Here is a 1,367-nt window from a genome sequence, read left to right on the forward strand (position 1 = left end):
TCCCGTCGCCGCGACTGCGGACGCCGCACCGCGCCGCAAGCGCCTGATCGTGTATTCGATCGATCCTGACGCATCCGCGTCGTCGCGAATTCGCCTCACGCTGCCGTTCGGTTTCCTGAACGACGAATGGGAACTCGTCCCGGGCATCCGGGACGGCCAGATCGACAGCAGCGTGCTGGCCACGGCCGACGCCATCCTGCTGCACCGGCTGACGCCCGGCATGCTGACGGGCAACGACCTGTACACGATCTTCAAGCATGAAAAGCCGGTGATCTACGAGACCGACGACCTGCTGACCGACCTGCCGTCCACGCATCCGCTCGCCGCGCAAGGCGGGATGGCCCGCGCGGGGATCGAGCTCGTGCTGCGCAACGCGGACGCCGTGATCGTATCCACGCCGTTCATCGCCAGCCGCTACCGGCTGTCGCACCCGCGCGTTCACGTGCTGCCCGACAGCGTGGACTTCGACCGGTTCTACCGCCCCGTGACGGCGCGCGGCGACGACTGCGTGACGATCGGCATCGCCGGCGCGTCGCTGCGCGCCGACAACTTCGCGCTCGTCGACGCGGCGCTGCACGCGATCTGCGCGCGCCATCCCGGCAAGGTCAGGGTGAGTTTCGTCGGCGCGGACGTCCCGCCGGGCTGGGCCGGCCACCCGGCCGCCGGGTGCGAGCCCGAGCTTCACGACTACGACGCGCACGCACGGCGCCTGCCGGAACGGCGCTGGGACATCGCGCTGCTGCCGCTTGCCGACCACGACTACAACGCCGGCACGAGCACGATCCAGTGGCAGGAATACGCGGCGGCCGGCATCGCCTCGATCGTCAGCGACCGGCCCGCCTATCGCTTCGCGCTGCACGACGGCTGCGACGGCCTGCTGGTCCCGGATGCGCCGCAGGCGTGGGTCGACGCGCTCGACCGGCTGATCGCGAACCCGGCGCTGCGCCGCGGGCTCGCGCGCACGGCGCAGGCGAAGGTCCGCAAGCATCACGCGCTGCAGCAGGCGCTGCCGCGCTATCGCCATGTGTATCAGCAGTGCATCGACAAAGGCGCGATCGGCAACCTGCCCGGCCGCCCGGATGCGCCGATCCCCGGCGCGCTGATCCTGGACGCCGAGGGCGACCTCGACCAGGTCCGGCTGAGCCTGCAGGACATCGCACGGCGGCCGGAGCAGGATCTGCTGGCGGTCGTGGTGACCTCGTCGCAGGCGCCGCTGCCCGAATGGACCGACAAGGTGCGCTACCTGCACGCGCCCGCGCACGAGTACGCGGCCACCGTCGAGCAGCTCTGCGCACTGCCGGCGTTCGACTGGACGCTGATCGTCGAGGCGGGCGACGGGCGTGCCTGCGCGGCACGCCCACCGATGC

1 protein-coding gene is annotated in these 1,367 nt (G+C 71.3%); it reads left to right on the top strand.

Translation table 11 applies throughout. From position 1 onward, the window contains the following. Positions 1-1,367, top strand: a 1,367-nt coding sequence (locus G3N96_RS38585; RefSeq protein WP_206140480.1) for a glycosyltransferase family 4 protein, incomplete at both ends; no start/stop codon positions are given.

Origin of the sequence: Burkholderia sp. Se-20373 (assembly GCF_017104705.1) — a bacterium.
Taxonomy (GTDB): Bacteria; Pseudomonadota; Gammaproteobacteria; order Burkholderiales; family Burkholderiaceae; genus Burkholderia.